General features: G+C 55.0%; 25 protein-coding genes. 18 read left to right on the plus strand and 7 right to left on the minus strand.

Features of this window, described 5'->3' with window-relative positions; genetic code table 11:
- Positions 1 to 64 precede the first annotated feature (64 nt).
- The 6 genes from ACR0BU_RS03520 to ACR0BU_RS03545 form a co-directional block, all read right to left on the minus strand.
- Positions 65 to 721, minus strand: a complete 657-nt coding sequence (locus ACR0BU_RS03520) for a TVP38/TMEM64 family protein (protein WP_480736223.1) — start codon at positions 719 to 721, stop codon at positions 65 to 67.
- 3 nt (positions 722 to 724) lie between these two features.
- Positions 725 to 1,456, minus strand: a complete 732-nt coding sequence (locus ACR0BU_RS03525; protein WP_480736222.1) for an SDR family oxidoreductase — start codon at positions 1,454 to 1,456, stop codon at positions 725 to 727.
- A gap of 275 nt (positions 1,457 to 1,731) precedes the next feature.
- Positions 1,732 to 2,571: an MOSC domain-containing protein gene (locus tag ACR0BU_RS03530; protein ID WP_480736220.1), complete on the minus strand. Its 840-nt coding sequence runs from the start codon at positions 2,569 to 2,571 to the stop codon at positions 1,732 to 1,734.
- A 29-nt stretch (positions 2,572 to 2,600) separates the two neighbouring features.
- Positions 2,601 to 2,960, minus strand: coding sequence for a GNAT family N-acetyltransferase (locus ACR0BU_RS03535; RefSeq protein ID WP_480736218.1), 360 nt, complete (start codon positions 2,958 to 2,960; stop codon positions 2,601 to 2,603).
- A gap of 313 nt (positions 2,961 to 3,273) precedes the next feature.
- Positions 3,274 to 3,939, minus strand: coding sequence for a GntR family transcriptional regulator (locus ACR0BU_RS03540; protein WP_480736215.1), 666 nt, complete (start codon positions 3,937 to 3,939; stop codon positions 3,274 to 3,276).
- 42 nt (positions 3,940 to 3,981) lie between these two features.
- The gene (locus ACR0BU_RS03545) at positions 3,982 to 4,368 is read right to left on the minus strand and encodes a YciI family protein (RefSeq protein ID WP_299077491.1); all 387 of its coding nucleotides are present in this window, start codon (positions 4,366 to 4,368) and stop codon (positions 3,982 to 3,984) included.
- Positions 4,369 to 4,452: 84 nt separating this feature from the next.
- Between ACR0BU_RS03545 and ACR0BU_RS03550 the strand changes: the two genes are divergently transcribed.
- From ACR0BU_RS03550 to ACR0BU_RS03600, 11 genes are all read left to right on the plus strand, one after another.
- Positions 4,453 to 5,337 carry a fumarylacetoacetate hydrolase family protein gene (locus ACR0BU_RS03550; protein ID WP_480736213.1) on the plus strand — a complete coding sequence of 295 codons (885 nt, stop codon included), beginning with the start codon at positions 4,453 to 4,455 and terminating at the stop codon, positions 5,335 to 5,337.
- A complete protein-coding gene (locus tag ACR0BU_RS03555; RefSeq protein WP_299077484.1) occupies positions 5,334 to 5,999 on the plus strand; it encodes a malonic semialdehyde reductase in 666 nt (221 codons plus the stop codon). The genes ACR0BU_RS03550 and ACR0BU_RS03555 overlap by 4 nt, the downstream gene beginning before the upstream one ends.
- 18 nt (positions 6,000 to 6,017) lie before the next feature.
- Positions 6,018 to 6,473 carry an OsmC family protein gene (locus tag ACR0BU_RS03560; RefSeq protein WP_300071775.1) on the plus strand — a complete coding sequence of 152 codons (456 nt, stop codon included), beginning with the start codon at positions 6,018 to 6,020 and terminating at the stop codon, positions 6,471 to 6,473.
- Between the two features lie 33 nt (positions 6,474 to 6,506).
- Complete coding sequence (locus tag ACR0BU_RS03565) at positions 6,507 to 7,208, plus strand: type 2 periplasmic-binding domain-containing protein (RefSeq protein WP_480736211.1); 702 nt, start codon at positions 6,507 to 6,509, stop codon at positions 7,206 to 7,208.
- A 58-nt stretch (positions 7,209 to 7,266) separates the two neighbouring features.
- Entirely contained in the window at positions 7,267 to 7,401 is a 135-nt protein-coding gene (locus ACR0BU_RS03570) for a hypothetical protein (protein WP_480736209.1), read from the plus strand.
- A gap of 30 nt (positions 7,402 to 7,431) precedes the next feature.
- A complete protein-coding gene (locus tag ACR0BU_RS03575) occupies positions 7,432 to 7,983 on the plus strand; it encodes a TRAP transporter small permease subunit (RefSeq protein WP_480736207.1) in 552 nt (183 codons plus the stop codon).
- A complete protein-coding gene (locus ACR0BU_RS03580; RefSeq protein WP_299886646.1) occupies positions 7,980 to 9,284 on the plus strand; it encodes a TRAP transporter large permease in 1,305 nt (434 codons plus the stop codon). The genes ACR0BU_RS03575 and ACR0BU_RS03580 overlap by 4 nt, the downstream gene beginning before the upstream one ends.
- 10 nt (positions 9,285 to 9,294) lie before the next feature.
- Complete coding sequence (locus tag ACR0BU_RS03585) at positions 9,295 to 10,161, plus strand: dioxygenase family protein (protein WP_300071640.1); 867 nt, start codon at positions 9,295 to 9,297, stop codon at positions 10,159 to 10,161.
- 12 nt (positions 10,162 to 10,173) lie between these two features.
- Positions 10,174 to 10,989, plus strand: a complete 816-nt coding sequence (locus ACR0BU_RS03590) for an amidohydrolase family protein (protein ID WP_480755736.1) — start codon at positions 10,174 to 10,176, stop codon at positions 10,987 to 10,989.
- Between the two features lie 68 nt (positions 10,990 to 11,057).
- Positions 11,058 to 11,363 (plus strand): FixH family protein, encoded by a 306-nt coding sequence (locus ACR0BU_RS03595; RefSeq protein ID WP_480736205.1) that lies wholly within the window; start codon positions 11,058 to 11,060, stop codon positions 11,361 to 11,363.
- Positions 11,360 to 12,484 carry a cytochrome-c peroxidase gene (locus tag ACR0BU_RS03600; RefSeq protein ID WP_480736203.1) on the plus strand — a complete coding sequence of 375 codons (1,125 nt, stop codon included), beginning with the start codon at positions 11,360 to 11,362 and terminating at the stop codon, positions 12,482 to 12,484. The genes ACR0BU_RS03595 and ACR0BU_RS03600 overlap by 4 nt, the downstream gene beginning before the upstream one ends.
- 176 nt (positions 12,485 to 12,660) lie before the next feature.
- Here the strand turns inward: ACR0BU_RS03600 and ACR0BU_RS03605 are convergent, their stop codons facing one another.
- Positions 12,661 to 13,407 (minus strand): IclR family transcriptional regulator, encoded by a 747-nt coding sequence (locus ACR0BU_RS03605; protein WP_298934002.1) that lies wholly within the window; start codon positions 13,405 to 13,407, stop codon positions 12,661 to 12,663.
- 215 nt (positions 13,408 to 13,622) lie between these two features.
- Here ACR0BU_RS03605 and ACR0BU_RS03610 point away from each other — a divergent pair, with 215 nt between their 5' ends.
- The 7 genes from ACR0BU_RS03610 (at position 13,623) to ACR0BU_RS03640 (ending at position 19,391) form a co-directional block, all read left to right on the plus strand.
- A complete protein-coding gene (locus ACR0BU_RS03610; RefSeq protein WP_480736201.1) occupies positions 13,623 to 14,459 on the plus strand; it encodes a cyclase family protein in 837 nt (278 codons plus the stop codon).
- A gap of 61 nt (positions 14,460 to 14,520) precedes the next feature.
- The gene (locus tag ACR0BU_RS03615; RefSeq protein ID WP_480736199.1) at positions 14,521 to 14,865 is read left to right on the plus strand and encodes a cupin domain-containing protein; all 345 of its coding nucleotides are present in this window, start codon (positions 14,521 to 14,523) and stop codon (positions 14,863 to 14,865) included.
- Positions 14,866 to 14,876: 11 nt separating this feature from the next.
- A complete protein-coding gene (locus tag ACR0BU_RS03620; protein ID WP_480736198.1) occupies positions 14,877 to 15,662 on the plus strand; it encodes an SDR family NAD(P)-dependent oxidoreductase in 786 nt (261 codons plus the stop codon).
- Positions 15,662 to 16,588, plus strand: coding sequence for a 3-hydroxyacyl-CoA dehydrogenase family protein (locus tag ACR0BU_RS03625; protein ID WP_480736196.1), 927 nt, complete (start codon positions 15,662 to 15,664; stop codon positions 16,586 to 16,588). The genes ACR0BU_RS03620 and ACR0BU_RS03625 overlap by 1 nt, the downstream gene beginning before the upstream one ends.
- Positions 16,589 to 16,631: 43 nt before the next feature.
- Positions 16,632 to 17,912: an ABC transporter substrate-binding protein gene (locus tag ACR0BU_RS03630; protein ID WP_480736195.1), complete on the plus strand. Its 1,281-nt coding sequence runs from the start codon at positions 16,632 to 16,634 to the stop codon at positions 17,910 to 17,912.
- A gap of 50 nt (positions 17,913 to 17,962) precedes the next feature.
- Positions 17,963 to 18,691 (plus strand): ABC transporter ATP-binding protein, encoded by a 729-nt coding sequence (locus tag ACR0BU_RS03635; RefSeq protein WP_480736193.1) that lies wholly within the window; start codon positions 17,963 to 17,965, stop codon positions 18,689 to 18,691.
- Positions 18,684 to 19,391: an ABC transporter ATP-binding protein gene (locus ACR0BU_RS03640; protein ID WP_480736192.1), complete on the plus strand. Its 708-nt coding sequence runs from the start codon at positions 18,684 to 18,686 to the stop codon at positions 19,389 to 19,391. Before ACR0BU_RS03635 ends, ACR0BU_RS03640 begins: the two co-directional genes overlap by 8 nt.
- Position 19,392: the final 1 nt, after the last annotated feature.

Here is a 19,392-nt window from a genome sequence, read left to right on the forward strand (position 1 = left end):
CTTACTGCAAAATGTTGCGCTGCGGATGAATGGCCGCTCCACGTCGGTAGGGGAGCGCTGTGTCTTAGGCACTCTGCTCTTTTCCGCGCCGATTGAAAACGACCCATGACGTCCACAACACAGCATTCAACCCGAGCACCGCGATGATAGTCGGTGCCGGATCGTCGAGCGAGCTGATTGACCCCGCATAGGTCGCGATCAAGACATAAGGCACGGTGCCAACAGCAAAGAATGTGCAGTAGTGCGCGAGAGGCATGCGTGTTGCGCCGGCCATACAAGCGGAAACTTCGGTCACGATTGGGACGGCGCGGGACAGCATGATCATAAACGGCCCACCGGACTGGAAGGAGTTGGTCAGCGCCGCGCGGTCATCCGCATCTCTAACCAGAAAGGCGATCCCGCGCTGACCCCAGATACGGCTGATCCCATAGCCGGAGAACGCGGCCAGTGACATCCCGGTAAAGGCAGCGGCAGCCCCCATTGGAAAGCCCAGCAAAAAACCAGCGAGTATTGTGATCGTGAGTGTGGGCACAGCGACAAAAAGATCTGCGAAGAGCAGCAAAACGATGATCCCTGCGACCACAAGCGGGTCCACCCGAGCCGCCCATTCCAGCCAGTTCTGAACATTTTCGACAGTCAGGATACCAAGCAACCGGCCCGCAACAAAGGTAAGCGCGAAGAGGCAACCCAGGATGAGCATTACTTTGATAAGTGGTTTCATTCTTCAGGCCGCCTTCATAATACGGGTGGCCACGCTTGGCGCGATCCGTTGAATCAACCGCAAGGCCTTGACCTTGCCCACGTCGATATTTGCACGGGGTGATAACAACCCTTCGATGATCTCTGTGGCGGCCTCTTGCGGTGCCAACTTGTTGCTCCCCCGGCCCTTGGTCATTGAGGTGTCGACCAAGGGCAAGAAAACCTGTTTCACGCCGACATTGCTGCCCTCTAACTGATAGGCCAGCGACTGGGAAAAGATGTTCAAAGCGCCTTTGGTCGCGCAATAGATCGCGGAATCCGCTTTGGGCGCCAGCGCCAGACCAGAGTTGATATTCACAATCGTGCTGGATGGCGATTGCATCAGGTTGGGCAACAGCAGATGCACCAACACACAAACTGAGGTGAAATTGACGTCAATTTCCCGGCGTATCGTCTCGTAGCGGAAGTTTGTATCCGTGAAGCGGGGCGTGTATTGAACCGCCGCATTATTGATCAGCATGTCTATGGGCTGACCCGTCTTGGCCAGTGCATCGGCGGCTGTTTCGACTGCATCTAGATCGGCGAGGTCCGCCTCATAAATGCTCACATCGGGATAAGCTTTGCGCAGCAGATCCACCCCGGCAGAGGGTCGTGCGATGACCGAGATGTGGTTGTCAGCCTCAAGCTGCCGCAGCAGCTCTAGACCCAGGCCCGACGCGCCGCCGGTGATAACGATGTGCTTGTTTTTGATATCCATGCCGTTACTCCTTTTGCGTCCATGGTTTGAGCGCAAACTATGCAAACGGCAGCAGTCAGGAATTAACCCAGGTTAAAACGCATGAAATTATCTGACTTCGTCGCAGCGTATGGTCGAACGCTTAAGAAAAACGCTGTCGAGCATCTGTTACGAAAGGTCCACTGGCATCTGAAGCGAGGTCAGAGCAACCCACGACCGCCAACTCCGAAGCGAACAGCCAAGAGCAAGGAAGCACATTTCGTGTCGGCGGGGCGGCATGAGCGCTCTGCTTCGGATTAGGTGGAAGTATCTGGTAGAATTGGATCTCCCGCTTCTATCAGCCCATCCTCCAGGATATCGGCACGCAGCCCCCCGCGATGCACAAGGCCGCGCAGCATTCCCTTGGGCGTGGTCCTTTGCAGCCAGGCACAAGGTTCAGCCAGCCGTGATCCCTGGCACAGAACGTCGGCAATGCGGAATCGTTTCCCCATGAGGGCGTTGAGATCAATGTTACGTGTGACGATGTTCCGCCGCGTCTCGACCGGTGCCATAACGACACCATGTTCGGACGCGAGCGCCTCGAAGGTCTCGGATTCGATGAGGGTGAGCGCCTGGCCCCAGCGACCTTCGCTTTGGAAATGTCCCTTACCCAGAGCATAACGATCCCCTTCCATTCCGACGCCCGCGATGAGCTGAGCACTTTTCAGCTCTTCACCGGGCGCGCCCGAATCCGCGAACCGGTAGATCGCCTCGACAGTTCCCTGATTGGCGCCTCGTGACGGAAACGAAAGGGCCGGCGGGGCAATTACCCACCCTTCGATGACCTCACCCGATCCACAGATTACACCTGGCGGCACCCAGGCGACACCGGAGGGGGTTCCGGCCATCACGACATATCCGTCACCGCCTTCCAATCGCCCGATCCACCAGCCAGCCCACTGGAATGCGGCTGGTTCATGGACAGGGATCAAAGCTAGGTTCTGTGCCGCCAGCCAATACCCAATATAGTTCAAGCCCAAACCGGTGGACGCGCGGGGGATGTCCTTCACATCTGCCTTCAGGATTTCAGCAAGGCAGATCGAGAATGTTTTGTTCGCTGGGGATCGAACCATCGGTGGATTCAGTGTTTCTGTCATTGCTTTCCCAATCATTCTTGGCACGTCACTCAGGCAATCTGCTTTTTCAGCATTAGTACGTCACCAGTATAATATGGCTGGCAAGGATGGTCTCGCACAGGACTGTGCGCGTCTTTATCGTACCCAAGTCTGGAGTAAAGTCGTACCGCGCTGCTGTTTTGCGCGTAAACCTGAACGCTTATCTGCGCATAGTCGGCTGCCTGCGCTTGTTTCTCGGCTGCGCGAAGCAATATCGTCCCGATCCCGCTGCCGCGATAACGGGGAAAGACCGCGAGGGCATTAATGTACCACGTGCCGACCGAAAGCTGTTCCAACGCCACAAAAGGCGCGATGGCAGCGGGTAAATCATCGGGATTGTCTTCCGGGGCCGTATCAATGGGATAGCTCAACACCATTCCTAGCGTAGCCTCCCTTGCAAATGCGATGCGCGCGTATCGATAGGAGAATCAGCCACTTTCGCGCCTGGCGCGTTCGATACCGACCCCAAGCACCGATTTGTCATTGCTTGCGGACCTGGACCAGAGCCACGCCGGAATGCGCTCCCCGGCGATGTCGATCAGCTTGGCAAGGTCTTCAGCTTCGGCGGGCAAAAGCGCGTCACATAGCTCAGTAGTGGATCATTTGTCATTCTTGCCGCGCGTTTTGCCGGGGCGGTCCAGCAATTGGTTCAGCAGATCGACCAGAAACGAATTCCGTTGCATATCATGAGCCCATCTGACTGCTCAGGTATTCACCCGTTCGACAGTAGTGATCGATCAAATGCCGGCTTGCGGCATCCGCGTCTCGGTCCAATGCAGCGTCCATAATCAGCTGATGCTCGGCGGCGATGTTCCGCTTTTTGTAGCTCGACCCGCCGGCCGCTAGATAACGGTAGCGAATGTTCAGGTCGTATAGCTGCGAACAATACCGTAGCAGCAACGGCAGTTTCGAATTATCCAGTAAGGCCATATGAAACGCTTTGTGCGCGTGCTCGAAGTCGTGTGACCCGTTTTGGCCGGCCCTTTTCATATGGTGGTGACGCAAAACAAGCCGATCCTCCCAGGTCGCATCCGCGTTGAAGATAGACGCGCGCAGCGCGGTTTCTTCGAGGTTGCAACGCAGTAGAAGGATTTCTTCGAAATTACACTTGCTGACCGGTGCAGCCTTGAACCCGCGCTGGTCAATCCGCTCGACCAGCATGTCCGAAGTTAACAGGCTAAGCGCCTCACGTATCGGACTAGCGCCAGTGTTCAGAAGCTTGCGGAGTTGCTCGATCTTGAGTTTCTGCCCTGGGGGCAATTCGCCTGTCAGGATCATTTCGCGCAACCTTCGATATGCACCATGAGTGGCTGATGTTTCTTTGCCCTCGGTATCTAGTATGGCGTCCATATCCGACTTTTCCTTTTTCGCGGCGCAAACTCTTGGGTGCTCTTAACTGAGGGCGCTTGTTCCCGTCGATAGACCAACTGAAATGTTCAGCGAGCCTTCGTTGATCATCCAGCGTCGAAGTACAAAGCTGCGCGCCCCGCTTTTGTGCATGGGGTCGTCCTCGGCCAGCTTCCGCGCGGCCTCAAGACTTTCGGCGCGATAGATGATCAGGCCAACCCCTTGCATATGATCACCGGTCTCATCCGACATCGGTCCGGCAAAAGCCAACTGCCCCGAGCGTTCAAGATCCGCCTGATACGCCAAGTGATCTGGAACTGACGCCTTTACGTCTTCTGGCGCTTTGGCTGGTGTGCTGAGTGCAACATAAAGCTCCAGTGCCAGTGCGCCACGGCTTTTCGCTTCTGATTTGTAATCTGCCCAAGCAACCATCGGGGTCTCCAAGAATATCGATATTATTTGACACATGGCAAAATAGTCGGCAAAAATCAAGCGAACTGACATGGATGGTGAAAAATGAAATGCTTGGTGGGAGAAACTTCGGAAGGCACGGCGGTTTTTGCCGTAAACGGTGAAAACGCAGTGAATCTAACGGCTTTGGACCCTGCCATCGGTTCCGATCTGATGGGTTTGATAGGTATGCCGGGATTGGCCGGCTCAATGGCTGACAAAATCGCCGCTGCAGATAGTGTACCTGTGTCGTCTATCACACCGGCATTGCCCGTGGCCTCGCCCGGCACAATCATTTGCATGGGTTTGAACTACACGGACCACATTAAGGAAGGTGGTTACGACATCCCCGAGTACCCGACGCTGTTCATGCGCGGGAAAAACTCGATCATGGCGGCTGGGCAGCCCATGGTGCGGCCTGCCTGTTCTGAGAAGCTGGACTACGAAGCCGAGCTTATGCTGATTGTCGGAAAACGAGGTCGGCATATCTCGGAAGAGGACGCATTGGATTATGTCTTTGGTTACACCGTGTTCAACGACGGGTCGCTGCGGGACTATCAGCGCAAAACAGTTCAATGGACGCCTGGCAAAAACTTCGATGATACGGGCGCGATCGGTCCTTTCACCGTAACGCCGGACGAACTGCCTGAAGGGGCGTCCGGTCTGAAGATCGAAAGCCGCGTGGGCGATGAAATCCTACAAAGCTCGAACACCGCCAACATGATCTGGGGCGTTCGTCAGGTCATTGCGACGATTTCGGAATACACCACTCTGGAGCCTGGAGACTTGATTGCGTTGGGCACACCACCGGGTGTCGGTCACGCCAAAAAACCCAATCCACGTTGGCTGAAGCCGGGTGAAACCGTCGAAGTCGAAATTGAAGGCATCGGAATTTGCGCCAGCCCGGTCATCGACGAAAAGGACGCCAAATCAAGGGTGGCTGCGGCATGAGTGCACCAACCGGGGCAGAGCTGGAGGCACTTCGCGCCAAGGCGCAGCAGGATCATCGCGATCTGCGCGATCGCATTCCACGTTTGTCGGATGACGCGATCGCCTTGATCTTGCGCGAATCCAGATCGCATTACGCGTGGAACGACAAGCCTGTTTCTGACGACATACTTGAAGAGATCTACGACATCACGATCAACGGCGCGACCAGCATGAATACGTTGCCTGCGCGCTTTATTTTCGTGAAAAGTGCAGAGGGAAAAGAGCGGCTTGCCAAGTCGTTGAAGCCAAAGAACGTGCCAAAGATGATGGATGCACCGGTCACGGCGATCATTGCCTATGACTTGGACTTCTGGAAGGAACTGCCGTTTCTTTTCCCGCACGAAGATCGTCGGCCTTTGTTTGAAAACAAACCCGAATACGTAGCGGACACAGCCTACCGAAACGGCACTCTGCAGGGCGCGTACTTCATGATTGCGGCCCGGGCTGTCGGGTTGGACGTCGGCGCCATGTCAGGCTTTTCGAACAAGATCGTCGACGAGGAGTTCTTCGCTGGCACGACGCTCAAGTCCAATTTTCTTTGCAATCTGGGCTACGCGGACGAGACCGGTTTGTTCCAGAAGCTTCCACGTTTCCCATTCGAAAAGGTTTGCTCTTATGCATGAGGAGGTAACCCTGTGGCCATGAAAGTGAAACCTGTCGTGACTTACCGCACGACAGCTCAATGCCCGACACATGCGCGTACCGAGATCCCAATTCGCGATCTTGATGTGGTTGTCGACGAACCCGTCGAACGCGGCGGAACAAATCTTGGCCCGTCTCCGACCGAAACCGCAATGGCAGCCCTGATCGCCTGTACGAATGTCATTGGGCACAAGAACGCGCACCGGTTCGGGATTGATCTTGGCACGGTGACAATCGATGCGAAATGCAGGTTGGATCGGCGCGGTGTTCTCATGGAGGAGGAAATCGATGTTCCGTTTCCTGAAATCGAACTCACCGTGAAGTGTGACACGCCCGCCAGTCAGGAGGAGCTGACACGCGTGGGTGAAGAGACAGCCAAGTATTGCGCCATCGCAAAACTATTTGAAGCGGCAGGCACGGACCTGACCGTCAACTGGGTCAAAACAAACAAATAAAGACAAAAGGCCCGACTTTCTGGGAGGAGAGAAATGAAAATCTGGACCAAACGCAGCCTTATCGGAGCTGCTCTGGCAAGCGTCATGGCGCTGCCCGCCGCAGCAGAAGAAACTATTTCTGCCGTTGTCATCGACGGCTACCCAGACCGGGCATTGTGGGTGAAAGAATTCACCAGCTTCTTCATTCCGGAAGTGGACAAGCGACTGGCCGAATCCGGCAACTACAAGATGAACTGGCAAGAAAATTATGGCGGTTCAATCGTAAAGCCGAAAGGCGTTCTGGAAGGAATCCAGCTGGGCCTTGGCGACATCGGTATCGTGACAACAATCTTCCATTCCTCGAAGCTGCCCAGCCAGGGTATTTCGGGATCGACACCCTTTGTGGCATCGGATTCCCGTGCCGTGGCCAAGGCCGTAGATGAAATCGCACGCGAATACCCGGCGATGCAGAACGAGTTTGCCGCACAGAACCAGGTGTATCTGGCCACGGGTGTTGTCCTCGACACATATCAGATTTTCTGCACGGAACCGGTTGCTTCCGTTTCGGACCTAGAGGGGCGCAAGATTGCCGGTGCCGGTCTCAACTTGCGGTATCTCGAAGGCATCAAGGATGCGGCAGGTGTGCGTGGTGGGCTGACCGATTTCTACAACATGCTTCAGACGGGTCTGGTTGATTGTGGAATGCTGTGGCCCGAAGCGGCGAAGACGTTCAAGTTCGCGGGATGCTTACGTTGAGGCCGGTGGAACGATCGTCGAGGTTTCGGACGAAGACCGCGCCGCATGGGCAAACGCCATGCCGAATGTCGCGCAGGAATGGGCCGCGACGCTGAATGACAACGGCGAACAAGGAACGGAAATGCTGGCCGCCTACCTTGGCAAGCTTCAAGACGCCGGTTTCACCGGAGTGCGTGACTGGACGGCCGAATAACCGTCCGGCGATCCACGAAAGGGGCCCCTCATGCTGAAGACCGCAGTTGCTGCCCTGTCGCGGGTCGCCAATTCTCTAGCAATCGCCGCCAATGCTTTGGGTACGCTCGTCGTCCTGGCGTTGGTGGTTGTTCTGAATGTCGATGTTATCGCGCGTGGTCTGTTTTCAGCCCCTTTGCGCGGCACTTATGAGATGGTTCAGTTTTCGGTCGTGTTGATCGTCTTTCTGCAGTTGGCAGACGTGGTCAGAGTGGACCGATTGACACGTTCGGACGGGTTCCTGAACCTGCTGCACCATCGTCGCCCCGGTCTAACTGCAAACCTGAGGCGCATCATCAATGCCATCTCGGCCATCTTCATGGCATTGATCGCCTATGTGACATTCCCTGAATTCCTAAACATGTGGCAGACGCAGGACTACTTCGGAGTGCCCGGTCTTTTCACATTACCCTGGTGGCCAGTCAAACTGGTCATTGCGTGCGGTACTGCGCTTGCCTGCGTGATCTTCCTGCTCAAGGTCGTCACGGCGCAGGACCGCCCGCAACTTATCCGCACTCCTGAACATGACGGGGCCGCAGAATGACGCCGATTGAGATTGGCCTGATCTCGGTCGTTGCCATCGTCTTTTTGATCTACGCAGGCGTCTACATTCCCATAGCGCTGGGCGTCGTCTCGTTCGTGTCGATCTGGCTAATGCGGGACAATTTCACGCTTGCGCTTAACCTGCTGAAAGTGGCGGTCGGCGACAGCGCGATGGAATACAGTTTCGCAACTATCCCACTGTTTACCTTTATGGGGCTCATCGTCTCGAAGGCCGGTTTGGGCAGGGACATTTACGAAGTCATGACCATGCGGTTTCGCAAGGTCAAAGGCGGCATTGGAATGGCCACGGTCGGAGCCAACGCGGTCTTTGCCGCGGTGACCGGGTCGTCCATTGCATCGGCATCGGTGTTCACCAAAGTCTCAGTACCGCAGATGATGTCACAAGCCTACAATCCGCGCTTTGCTGTTGGCGTGGTGGCTGGGTCTTCGGTTTTGGGCATGATCATCCCGCCTTCCGCGATGCTGATCATCTACTCCTTTGTTGCTGAACAATCCGTAGGGGACATGTTCCTTGCCGGGGTCATTCCCGGGATCATGCTGGCGATCGCCTATGTTGGCGCGATCTGGGCCATGGGCCGTTTCACACCGGCGTTCGTCGGTGGCCGCATCGTCGAAGATACCGAATGGATGTCCGGCCGCGAGATCGCATCCAAAACGCTACCAACGCTGTGCATCATCACTATCGTTCTTGGTGGGATCTACACCGGCTGGCTTACTGCGGTCGAGGCAGGAGCAGCCGGGGCATTTGTCGCGTTGATTATCGCGGTCTTACGCAGTTCCATGTCCCCAAAAGCGTTCTGGGACGCGTTGCTGGAAACCGGTCATATCACGGCGGCGATTTTGTTCCTGATCACTGCGGCTTCGATCTACAGCCGCATGCTGGGACTTGCGGGGCTGCCCAATCAGTTGCAGGACTTACTTGCGGGGAATTCAGCGTCCTTTTGGTCGATCATGCTGCTATATGTCTTGCTGATGCTGTTTTTGGGAACATTGCTCGACACGGCATCCATCATCCTGATTGTTGTCCCGTTGTTCCTGCCCATGGCCGAAGCGCTGGATATGTCGCTGATCTGGTTCGGGATCATCACCGTGGTCGGAGCCGAAATCGGGCTTTTGACTCCGCCTTTAGGCATATCGTGTTTTGTTATCAAATCCACGATCAACGACGACCGCATCTCGCTGAAAGACGTGTTTATGGGCGCGCTGCCCTTCGCCTTTGTGATGCTAATCGTCCTGTTCATTCTGATCGAGTTCCCGATCCTCAGCCTTGCCCTGATTTAAGGAGGCCAAGATGCGCTCTGTCACCAAAGACAATATCACCGAAGTGTTCATGGGATACCTGTCCAAAGACACCGATCCGCGGATGCGTGAAATCATGGGATCTCTGGTCAAGCACCTCCACGATTTCGCCCGTGAAACTAACCTGACGCATGACGAATGGCGCAGGGGAATTGCATTTTTGGAAGGGTGTGCCGCTGTGGAAACCGAAGACAGGCATGAGTTTATCTTGGCCTCGGACGTATTGGGCCTGTCATCGCTCGTGGACATGCTCCATTCAACTCCAGACGCCACAAGCTCGTCCGTTCTTGGGCCTTTTCACGTCTCTGGCGCACCGCCACTGCCATTCGGTGGTGATATGAAGCGTCACTACGGTGGGCCGGTTCTGCTGGCCGAGGGCGTTATCCGGGATGTCGAGGGTAATCAGATTGCCGGTGCGGAACTCGACATCTGGCAAACGGCGCCAAATGGAATGTATGCAAGCCAGGATGAAGAACAGGACACCTATTCTTTTCATGGCCTGATGACCACCGGTGACGACGGTAAGTATGCATTCACGACCGTCAAGCCAGTTGAATACACGGTGCCGTCAGATGGGCCTGTCGGGGACATCCTGCGCGCCTGCGGCCGCCATCCCTGGCGACCTTCGCACCTGCACTTTATCGTCAAGGCGCCTGGCCACAGATCTTTGGTTACTGAGATTTTTCCGGACGATGATCCTTATCTGGATCAGGATACAGTGTTTGGTGTACGGGACGATCTGGTGATGACCTATGTTGAACGGCCAGCTTCAGAATTTCCCGAAGGCATGGAACTTTCTGGCAAGATCACTGAACCTTTCTTGCACGTAAAGTTCGATGTGAAGCTAGCCAGAGTCTGAATGCTGTTGAGGATGCTTGAAGTGTTAAAATATATCTTCCTTTTAGTTGCAGTGGTGCTCAGCGCAGCGGCGATCGCAGAAGAGCGACCGATCTTCGATGCACATATTCATTACAGCCATGATGCCGTCAAACTGGTTCCACCCGAACAAGTGGCCAAAATCCTTCGGGACGCAGGTGTGCGGAAAGCACTGGTTTCCAGCTCGGATGACAATGGTACCCAATTGCTATTGGCCGCAGCGCCGGACATCGTTGTTCCGGCCCTTCGCCCTTATCGTCGTCGCGGTGAGATCAACACCTGGATGCATGATGAAACCGTAATCGATTATCTGGAAGCAAATCTGGCAAAGAACAAATACGAAGCCATCGGTGAATTCCACGCTTATGGAAACGACATTAAAACGCCAGTTATCCAGCGTATGATCGCACTGGCAAAGGAGCGGAACCTAATTCTGCACCACCACGGTGATCGCGAAGCGGTTGACCTGATCTTCGAAACATGGCCAGAGGCTCGGGTTCTGTGGGCCCATTCTGGCTTTGACGACCCGGCCAGTGTGGTCGATGCCCTAGACACTTATCCCAGGCTTTGGGCCGATCTGGCGATTCGTTCGGATATGGCCTCGCGCGGCCGTCTCGACCCGGATTGGAGGGCTGCGTTCGAAGCGCACCCTGATCGGTTCATGGTTGGTACAGATACATTCGCCCCGGAGCGTTGGTACTACGTCGGCTCTCATGCAGATTTTTCACGCCAATGGTTGGATTTGCTTCCAGACCAGATCGCGGACAATATCGCGTATGCCAATGCAGAACGTTTACTGGCATCAGAATGATCCGCTGGGCTTTCTGGTTTCTAGTATCGTCCGGCGCGGCCGTTGCTTGTGAAGCGACAGGACAACGCATGGGTTCGGAAACTCAAAACGCACCCAAGGTGCATGTTACAGTCGATGAAATTCCATTGGCCCAACCGTTTTCCATTCTCATTACCGTTTGCGACAATACTGACGTAAGCGAGATGCGTGTTGATGCACTAATGCCCGCTCATCAACATGGCTTGAACTATACCCCTAAGGTCACCGCATTGGGCGATGGAGTATTCCGTGTTGATAACATGCTGTTTCACATGCCGGGTCTGTGGGAACTGCAAGTTGACGTCGGCTTCGGCGATCGATCGGTGTCCTACACTTCTAACATCATGCTAAAATGAAGGTGTTGGTGACAACAGCGTTGTTTGTTCTGACAGGTGCAGCGCGTGCAGAGGTCTTGTTATCAGAAGACCAAATCCAACAAACGCTACCCTTCGGGCCGTGGCCGCCATCGTTCCAATCGGATCCAAGTAATAGGGTTTCAAACGATACAAGAGCAATTGCGCTGGGCGCGGCCTTGTTCAACGATCCGGTGTTGTCCGTCGACGGTGCTTTTTCCTGCGCAAGTTGTCATGATCCAGAACAGGCATTTACAACGTTCGAGGCGCGAGCGCTCGGCCGTGTCTTGCTAGATCGAAACTCTCCATCACTGCGGAACCTTGCTGGTCTCCGGTGGTATGGATGGGGCGGCAAGAGTGACAGTCTTTGGGCAGCTAGTCTGCATCCGATCATCGAAGAACAAGAGATGGCACACAGTAAAGAAAGCCTGAAAACAGCTATCTCTGAAAGTAGCTACATTGATGAATTTGAAGCCATGTTTGGCGACATCCAGACACAAGATCCAGAACTCGTGCTGGTGAACACTGCCAAAACTCTATCCGCCTACTTGGAAACGTTGGCTACGGACCGGACTCAGTTTGACGATTTTCGTGATGCATTGGAACGCCGCGATTTGGCTATGGCGGCGAACTATCCCGAACCTGCCCAGCGAGGTCTTCAACTCTTTTTGGGCCGCGGAAAGTGTGTGTTGTGCCACAATGGTCCGAGATTTTCCAACAATGAGTTCCATGACGCTGGCGTACCATATTTTCTGAGTGAAACCGAAGTCGATGAGGGGAGGTTTGGTGGATTGAACTTTTTGCTCTCCAGCGCTTACACACTGGATAGCGACTGGAGCGACGATCCGGATAAGCAAGGTGCATGGGTTGTTCGCAGTGTACGCAGGAGTCACTCTAATTTTGGAACCTTTCGTACACCAAGCCTGCGGGGCGTGGCTGAAACCGCGCCTTACATGCATGACGGCAGCCTGATTGATTTGGAAGCAGTGATCCGACACTACAGCGAAATTGATACGGAAAGGTTGCACGTCGACGGTGAAGCCATTCTCTCGGAGTTGAATTTGACTGAGCAGGAGGTTGCAGACTTAGCTGCATTTTTGGTGACACTGTCCAAAGCACCCTAGCACAAGGATAAGTTAACGGCTTGGGAACGAGTTATCTGGCTTGCAACCTTGTCGACCTTGGAATCTGTGCATTACTTCGCCGAGAAACCCTAGTCCCGAGGCTATGTGGGCCCATCGTGGACGTTTGAGCCAACTGGGGTACGCGACTTCACCGAAGCCGGATCTCAGTTGCGAGCTCACTGAAAAGTTTGATGTATATTGGCGGCTGTCTCAAGCAGCGCTTTTTCGATGATGGCTCTTTGTCTTGAAAACCGTGTCGTGGGGACGGGAATTGAGATCGCGTGTAAATCCCCAACCCAGTCGACAAAGGAAAATCCGATTGCCGACACGCCGGCTGAATGTTCGTCCAGGTCGTAAGCAAGTCCCTGCTTTCGGATCTTGTCCAACTCAGCCAGGAAATCTTCGAGACTTCTGTTAACGCCGTTTCGGTCCCACTCGTTTTGGATGAGCTTGATGGCATCCTCCGCCTTGAGTTTCGCCAGGCATGCTTTTCCGTTCGCCGTCGTGGTCAATGGGAAAACCTCCCCGACTTGGGAGACCGTAGTTAATCTGTAAACTCCCGGAACCTGGTCCAGAAAAACCATACCGATACCACGCATAACTGCGAGGTCTGTGGTTTCTCCGGTTTTCTGGGTCAGTTCCGTCAATAGAAGCCGGCAGTGTTCTACAATATTGTAGTTAGCTGCGCCTGCGAGCACGTTCAGTTCAGGGCCGAGCCGCAACCCGCTTCCATTGGCGTCGGCAATAACAAACTTTTCTTCAGCAAGGGCACTTGTGATTCTCTGTACCGTAGAGCGGGGCAAGTCGACGCGTTCGGCGATTTTCCCCAGGCTCATTCCAGATTGGCTTTCCTTCAATACGCGCAGAATCGAAGCTGCTCGTGAAATAACCTGAATTCCACCTTTTTCATTTTTTTCCGACACTTAAGTCACCCTCGCACTTCGTACTGCCACTGCATATCGGTATCGAGTATCCAGCCACATTGTATCGCGATACGGTGCAAGTCAACCGTAATGTGAGTTTTATATTGACCGCATTGCGGTGCGCGTGCATCATGATACGGGACAGGTGGGGAGGCCACCCATACAATTCAAAGCGACAAACGCCGCATCGTCGGCGAACAGAGGAGATATGCCCAATGGTTGAAATCCGCGGTATCGAGTTCCAGGGCAATACCGACAATGACATGGGGTTGGAGTTTCATAACCTGAGTCACAGATACGGGTTCCAGTGCCCCAACTGGCCGTACTTCAAGGACGTCCAGATCGACCGGAAACACTACATGGCGAAGTCGGGCGTCCTGTCGCAAACAATTACTACGACCATGCATGTGACCACGCATATCGATGCACCTGCGCACGTGGTTCAGGGAACGCCGTTCATCGACGAGGTGCCACTGCCGCATTTCTTCGGTTCAGGCCTGGTGGTTTCAGTTCCCAAGAAGAAGTGGGAACAAATCACAGGAGATGATCTGGAAAAGGCTTGCGGGCACGCGATCCGCAAGGGTGACGTTCTGATCATCAATACCGGTTGGCACAAGCAGTACGAAGATGGTGACTACTTCGCCTATTGCCCGGGTCTTGTTCCTTCAGCCGCCGAGTGGATGATCGAAAAAGGTGTGAAAGTTGTCGGGCATGACACCCAGGCAAACGACCACCCGCTGGCAACAGCCATCGGCCCGCAGCGAAACGGTCCGATCATGCCGCATCTTGAGAAGGAATATCTTGAGTGGTCAGGTGGAACTCCTTGGGAAGTTGACTTCCCTGAGTGGGAACCGGTGCACAATATGCTGTTCTCCAGAGGTATTCTTGGAATTGAAAATGTTGGCGGTGACCTTGATGCGGTGACCGGCAAGCGATGCACCTTCGCATTCTTCCCTTGGAACTGGGACCGTGGTGATGGCTGCATCATCCGCTTGGTGGCGATGATCGACAAGAGCCAGTCCTACCGCATCGAAGCTGGCGAAGACTTCTGAACACTCACAGACCGGTCGTCAGTTCGCTGGCGGCCGCCATTAACCTTGAACGGAGACGGATATGCACCTGAAGCGTTTTCCAGACGCCCAACCCTATGAAGCACCGAACCATTTTGGGTGCCATGGGCTTCGTCTGCAGGGGTTTGAGGAAGGCGGGCCAACAAATCAGTGGGTCGGTTTCAGCCAATTCTTACCTGGGGGCGGGGCAGGGCCGGACTCTACGCCGTTCGAGAAGGTCTACGTGGTTTTGAAAGGCGAGATGACCGTCATCGTAGACGACACCGAAACTACTCTTGGTCCCATGGACAGCTGCACGATCTCGCCGGGCGAAGTGCGCAAAATTGAAAACCGTTCGAACCACACCTGCAAGATGCTTGTCGTCATTCCGTACCCGCCAGAAAGCTGAGGACGAATAGTATGTCTAATCCACCCAAGATGTTTGATGTTAAGGACAATGTCGCACTGATCACGGGGGCCTCTGGGGCTTTTGGCATGGTGGCCGCACGTGTTCTTGCCGGGGCCGGGTGCAACTTGGTTTTGGCAGCAGGCAACCAACAAGCGCTCGATGAGATTGCCAAAGAGTGCGAGAAGCTCGGAGCTGCTGTTGTAACAGTGAACACACGCCCAAACGATGAGGCGTCATGCGACGCGTTGGTCGATGAAGCGGTCAACAGTTTTGGCAAGCTGGACATTCTCGTCGTCGCGTCCGGCATGAACAAAGTCGCTCCAATCAACGAAATGGCTCCCGAAACCTTTGATGCGGTAATGGATGCCAACGTCAATCAAAGCTGGTTGCTCGCGCGTTCGGCGGCGAAACAGATGAAGGTCAGCGAATATGGCAAGATCATCTTCGTCAGTTCCGCTCGCAGTATCCTTGGCCACCCGGCTGGCTATACTGCGTATTGCGCATCAAAGGCTGCAGTAAACGGGATCACCAAAGCCTTGGGGTGTGAGCTCGGGCCGACTGGAATTACCGTCAACGCGATTGCGCCGACAGTGTTCAGGTCCCCTTTAACAGCTTGGATGTTCGAAGAAACCGACGAGGCCAAAGCGGTGCGCGATGGCTTCCTTACCCGTGTTCCCAAGGGGCGACTGGGTGAGCCAGAAGACCTTGCAGGTCCGCTCCTGTTTCTCGCGTCGAGGGCATCTGATTTTTACACCGGGCATATCCTTCATGCCGACGGTGGATATACGGCGGGTTAATGATGGTTCGTAAGAAGCAGCAGATGGCAGTGGTTGGCGCAGGTCTTATGGGCCATGGCATTGCACTGACTTTAGCGAAGGCCGGTCAATACGTCGCCATCACGGATCCGGTGAAAGAAGCCCGAGATACGGTGTCAGAACGCATTAGCACCAGTATGGCGGCGATGGGGGATGACGAGGATAAAATCACAAAGACCCTCAAGATGATTGAGATCTTTGCGACAACGGAAAGCGCGGTCCGAAATGCGGACGCGGTTTTCGAAGCGGCACCGGAAAAATTGGAGCTTAAGCAAGCGATATTTGCTGAAATCGAGGCGCACGCACCGGAGACTTGCATTCTCGCATCCAATACTTCGGTCATGCCGATCACTCAGATCATGTCTGGTTTGCGGCTGAAAAACCGAGCCATCGGAACGCATTGGTGGAACCCGCCGCATATGATCCCGCTGGTCGAGGTCATCAAGACTGAGTGGACAGACCCAGAGACTGCACAGACAATGTACGATCTATTGAAGGATGCCGGAAAAACTCCGGTGATGGTCGAAAAGGATGTGCCCGGCTTTATTGGAAACCGGCTTCAGCACGCCTTATGGCGTGAAGCGGTCAGCCTGGTGGAAAACGGTATCTGCAACGCAGAGGCGGTTGATACTGTGATCAAGTCCAGCTTTGGCCGCCGGCTGGCAGTGCTTGGACCGTTGGAAAACGCTGACCTTGTTGGCACCGATCTGACACTCGATATCCACGAAAACGTGCTGCACGATCTTGAGGCGCACAAGGGCCCTTCATCCTATCTCAGGGCGCTTGTCGATGCGGGCAAGCTGGGCATGAAATCCGGGGAAGGGTTCAGGAAATGGGCCGAGGGCGAGGCGGATGAAGTTCGCCAGCGTGTCGCAACGCATCTGAAGAATCTCGAGAAGACTTTGTAAGATCAATCAAACACTGGCGGGAGGCCGGTGAAGGGAGGACGCAATGACAAGGACTTTCAAAACAGCCACAAGGCGTGGTTTCATGGCCGGTGCCACAGCGGCGATTGCTGCTCCGGCCATCCTTCGGGCAACGCGGGCCTATGCCGCGAACCCGACGCTGCGGATCGGTAATGTCAGCCCGCGCACCGGACCACTGGCCGGTTTTGCCGAGGCCGATGAATATGTGCTGCAAGCCATTCAACAGGTCTTTTCGGCGGGGTTGGACAACAATGGCAAGACCTGGAATGTCGAAATTATCTCAAAAGACAGCCAGTCCAATCCAAACCGCGCTGCAGAGGTCGCCGCTGACCTAATCTTGGGCGATGAAGTCGATATCATCGTCGCGGCGTCAACGCCGGACACGGTGAACCCGGTCGCTGACCAGGCAGAGATTAATGAAGTTCCCTGCATCACAACCGACTGCCCATGGCAGCCGTACTTCTTTGGCCGCAACGGCGTTCCGGGCGAAGGGTTTGAGAACACCTATCACTTCTTCTGGGGTCTGGAAGACGTTATCGCCGCGTTCCTCGACATGTGGGACAAGACAGGCGTGGCCAAGACCGTGGGCGGTCTTTTCCCCAATGATGCCGATGGCAATGCCTGGGGCGATGCGGAACTGGGTCTGCCCAAACCGCTTGCTGCTGCAGGATACACGCTGACCGATCCCGGCCGCTATCAGCCATTGTCTGACGACTTCTCAAACCAGATCGCAGCGTTTAAGGCGGCTGGATGTGAAATCGTTACCGGCAACATGATCCCGCCGGATTTCGCAACGTTCTGGAGCCAGGCCGCGCAGCAGGGGTTCAACCCCAAGGTTGTCACGATCGGCAAGGCGCTGTTGTTCCCGTCTGTCATTGAATCGCTCGGTGATCGTGGCGATGGATTGTCGACCGAGGTCTGGTGGTCTCCACATCACCCGTTCTCGTCCTCGCTGACCGGCATTTCGTCGAAACAACTGGCAGAAGGGTACACAGCAGAGTCGGGGCGTCCGTGGACGCAACCGCTTGGCTTCAAACACGCTCTGTTCGAGGTCGTCGCGGACGTGATCAAACGGGCTGATGATCTGGAAGACCCGTCTTCGATCATCTCGGCAATCACATCCACGAACCTAAACACAATCGTCGGGCCGGTGAACTGGGGTGATGGGCCGATCAACAATGTCACCAAAACACCGCTGGTCGGCGGTCAGTGGCAGAAGTCCGGAGACGGGTTCGAGTTGCAGATCGTTGCAAACAGCACCGCGCCCGAGGTTCCGGTGACGGCAGACATGAAGCTGCTGGGCTGACCAATTGTTCGGCGCCGATCTTGGCGCCGAACCCTTCATCCGAGAGAAGCATGACAACAATCCTGAATCTCCAAGACCTGAGCAAAGCATTTGGCGCAGTCACTGTCGCCGATGCGCTGAACTATCAGGTCCAACAAGGTCAGGCACTTGGGGTGATTGGCCCCAATGGCGCCGGTAAAACCTCGATGTTCAATCTGATTACAGGGACGCTGAAACCGAATTCCGGACGTATCGACTTTGATGGTCAGAACGTCACCAAATGGAGCGCGGCAAGACGCAGCCATGCAGGGATCGCCCGTTCGTTTCAGGTCCCGCAGCCATTTTCGGGCATGACCGTTTTCGAAAACGCCATGATCGCCGCCACGCAATCGGCTGGGCTGCGTGGGCACCAAGCTGAACGGTTTTGTCTGGAAGTACTGGATCAAACGGAGCTGCTGCCAAAGGCAAACACTGTTGCAGGTAGCCTGACATTGCTGGAACGAAAACGCCTGGAACTGACACGCGCGCTTTGCGCCAAGCCAAGATTGCTGCTGCTGGACGAAATCGCCGGTGGGCTGACCGAAGCTGAGTGCAAGTCACTGGTTAAAACCATCAAGGACATTCATGCCTCCGGCGTCACCATCATCTGGATCGAACACGTCGTGCATGCGCTTCTGGCTGTTGTGGACCGCCTGATCGTTATCGATTTCGGAAAGAAGATCGCCGAGGGCGAGCCGCAAACAATCATGGAAAGCACTGAAGTCAAAGAGATCTATCTGGGGATCGAAGCCGATGCATGATCCAATTCTCCAGACACGCGGTTTGAACTCATACTACGGCGACTTCCAAGCACTCTACGACGTCGAACTGGACGTGGGCGAGGGCGAAGTCCTTGCCATTATTGGTGCAAATGGTGCGGGAAAAACCACCTTGATGCGGTCCATCACAGGGTTGCTGACGAACGGACCGGGTCAGATCCACTACCGGGGGCAGGATATCAGCCGACTTCGAGCGGACGAGGTTGCCGAACTTGGCCTCGCCATGGTTCCAGAAGGTCGTCAATTGTTCCCCTCTTTGTCAGTCAAAGAAAACCTGATGATAGGTGCTCAAGTTGGCCGCAAAGGCCCCTGGGATCTGAAAGCCGTCTACGATTTATTTCCGATCCTTGAAGAGCGAAAAGATCAGGCCTCTACTTCGCTCTCTGGCGGTCAACAGCAGATGGTTGCTATCGGGCGGGCTCTCATGGCCAATCCCGATCTGATCCTCTTTGACGAAGTTAGCCTCGGGCTGGCACCGATCATCATCAAAGACATCTACGAAGCGCTTCCCGGCATTATTGGCGAGGGTATGAGCGCGATCATCGTTGAACAGGACATCACCAAGGCGCTGTCGGTCTCGAGTCGGGTCTACTGCCTGCAAGAGGGACGCGTTTCGCTGGAGAGCGCGTCTGACACCGTTTCGCGCGAAGACATCTCGCGCGCTTATTTCGGGATCGAATAAC

Source organism: Ruegeria sp. CK2 (assembly GCF_056536585.1).

Coding starts and splice junctions, on each gene's coding strand:
- ACR0BU_RS03520 (WP_480736223.1), bottom strand. CDS start 721: ATGAAACCACTTATCAAAGTAATGCTCATCCTGGGTTGCCTCTTCGCG.
- ACR0BU_RS03580 (WP_299886646.1), top strand. CDS start 7,980: ATGACGCCGATTGAGATTGGCCTGATCTCGGTCGTTGCCATCGTCTTT.
- ACR0BU_RS03565 (WP_480736211.1), top strand. CDS start 6,507: ATGAAAATCTGGACCAAACGCAGCCTTATCGGAGCTGCTCTGGCAAGC.
- ACR0BU_RS03625 (WP_480736196.1), top strand. CDS start 15,662: ATGATGGTTCGTAAGAAGCAGCAGATGGCAGTGGTTGGCGCAGGTCTT.
- ACR0BU_RS03630 (WP_480736195.1), top strand. CDS start 16,632: ATGACAAGGACTTTCAAAACAGCCACAAGGCGTGGTTTCATGGCCGGT.
- ACR0BU_RS03595 (WP_480736205.1), top strand. CDS start 11,058: ATGGGTTCGGAAACTCAAAACGCACCCAAGGTGCATGTTACAGTCGAT.
- ACR0BU_RS03575 (WP_480736207.1), top strand. CDS start 7,432: ATGCTGAAGACCGCAGTTGCTGCCCTGTCGCGGGTCGCCAATTCTCTA.
- ACR0BU_RS03560 (WP_300071775.1), top strand. CDS start 6,018: ATGAAAGTGAAACCTGTCGTGACTTACCGCACGACAGCTCAATGCCCG.
- ACR0BU_RS03590 (WP_480755736.1), top strand. CDS start 10,174: ATGCTTGAAGTGTTAAAATATATCTTCCTTTTAGTTGCAGTGGTGCTC.
- ACR0BU_RS03610 (WP_480736201.1), top strand. CDS start 13,623: ATGGTTGAAATCCGCGGTATCGAGTTCCAGGGCAATACCGACAATGAC.
- ACR0BU_RS03525 (WP_480736222.1), bottom strand. CDS start 1,456: ATGGATATCAAAAACAAGCACATCGTTATCACCGGCGGCGCGTCGGGC.
- ACR0BU_RS03540 (WP_480736215.1), bottom strand. CDS start 3,939: ATGGACGCCATACTAGATACCGAGGGCAAAGAAACATCAGCCACTCAT.
- ACR0BU_RS03640 (WP_480736192.1), top strand. CDS start 18,684: ATGCATGATCCAATTCTCCAGACACGCGGTTTGAACTCATACTACGGC.
- ACR0BU_RS03530 (WP_480736220.1), bottom strand. CDS start 2,571: ATGACAGAAACACTGAATCCACCGATGGTTCGATCCCCAGCGAACAAA.
- ACR0BU_RS03550 (WP_480736213.1), top strand. CDS start 4,453: ATGAAATGCTTGGTGGGAGAAACTTCGGAAGGCACGGCGGTTTTTGCC.
- ACR0BU_RS03545 (WP_299077491.1), bottom strand. CDS start 4,368: ATGGTTGCTTGGGCAGATTACAAATCAGAAGCGAAAAGCCGTGGCGCA.
- ACR0BU_RS03635 (WP_480736193.1), top strand. CDS start 17,963: ATGACAACAATCCTGAATCTCCAAGACCTGAGCAAAGCATTTGGCGCA.
- ACR0BU_RS03600 (WP_480736203.1), top strand. CDS start 11,360: ATGAAGGTGTTGGTGACAACAGCGTTGTTTGTTCTGACAGGTGCAGCG.
- ACR0BU_RS03620 (WP_480736198.1), top strand. CDS start 14,877: ATGTCTAATCCACCCAAGATGTTTGATGTTAAGGACAATGTCGCACTG.
- ACR0BU_RS03555 (WP_299077484.1), top strand. CDS start 5,334: ATGAGTGCACCAACCGGGGCAGAGCTGGAGGCACTTCGCGCCAAGGCG.
- ACR0BU_RS03615 (WP_480736199.1), top strand. CDS start 14,521: ATGCACCTGAAGCGTTTTCCAGACGCCCAACCCTATGAAGCACCGAAC.
- ACR0BU_RS03585 (WP_300071640.1), top strand. CDS start 9,295: ATGCGCTCTGTCACCAAAGACAATATCACCGAAGTGTTCATGGGATAC.
- ACR0BU_RS03570 (WP_480736209.1), top strand. CDS start 7,267: ATGCCGAATGTCGCGCAGGAATGGGCCGCGACGCTGAATGACAACGGC.